The sequence below is a fragment of the Psychrobacter sp. T6-1 genome (assembly GCF_052258445.1).
On the sequence record NZ_JBQQFC010000533.1, the window covers coordinates 1 to 1,099 of the forward strand.

General features: G+C 50.0%; 1 protein-coding gene. It reads left to right on the top strand.

From position 1 onward, the window contains the following. Positions 1–17: 17 nt before the first annotated feature. A partial coding sequence (gene ccmI / locus ACTXGO_RS16430) for a c-type cytochrome biogenesis protein CcmI (protein WP_443574995.1) occupies positions 18–1,099 on the top strand: 1,082 nt, incomplete at its 3' end.

Genomic DNA, 1,099 nt, shown 5'->3' on the forward strand with positions numbered 1-1,099 from the left:
AGCATAAAGGATAAAAAATGACCCTATTTTCTACTTTTGGCTTATTTATCGCCCTAAGCCTATTAATCAGCTTAGTATTAGCGGTCATCGTTGTTATGCCTTGGCTGCGTGCGGCTCGTAGACCTGAAAAGCCAGTAGATAATCAGCTACTCGATATCAACGTCGCTGTGTTCCGCGAGCGCCTCGCTGAGCTACAAACAGATAAAGACAGCGGCGTCATAGATGACACTCATTATCAAAACCAAAAGCTTGAGCTTGAGCGCCAACTGCTCGATGCGCAGCGTCAAATCACGCCGATGGTCGTACCCGGCGTCAAAAGCCGTTTGATTGTGATGATATGGGTACCTGTTTTGGCAGCGCTAGCTTATTTATTAATCGGTGATCGTACGCCTGTATTCAATCTCTGGGCAAGCGAGGACAAAGTCGGTCAAGTGGCTGATGATCTATTAACGGGTAAAATTGATCAGCCGCCTGCGTGGGCAATTGAAGATGGCAATCAGCTTATAAGTGCCATGCAGACCAATGTGCATCGTCATGCTGATGACCCTGATCGTTGGATGCGCTTATCCGAGCTATTCTTATCGCTTGAGGCCACGCCGTCTGCGATTGAAGCCCTATCGCGTGCGTACCGCCTCTCTCCAGATAACGAAGAGATTGCCGCCACTTACGCCCAAATCAGCTTTTTTGCTAATGAGGGTCAACTCAACGCCGACAGTCGCCGCGTATTGCAAGATTTGCTGGCCAAAAACCCGCAGCACGAAGGCGCGCAGATGCTCATGGCAATGGGCGAGGCGCGTAGCAGTAACTTTGACGAAGCGCAAAGTTGGATCAGCCGTTTGCGCGGCAGTATTGCCGCTAAGCCTGGTGATCATAGCCAGGCGCTGGCAAGTTTGGATGAACTCAGTGCTAACGTAAACGCGCAGCAAGAGCAAGCGGCTCAAGGTGTCGAGGTAACTGTAACGGTCAATAGTAGTTTGTTGCCTTTGATTAAAGGTGATGATGTGCTCTTTGTCGCTATTCGTGATGTCAACGGCGGACCACCGTTTGCTGCTAAGCGCTTGCCTATTAGTGTGATTAAGCAGGGCGAGGCGAGTATCAG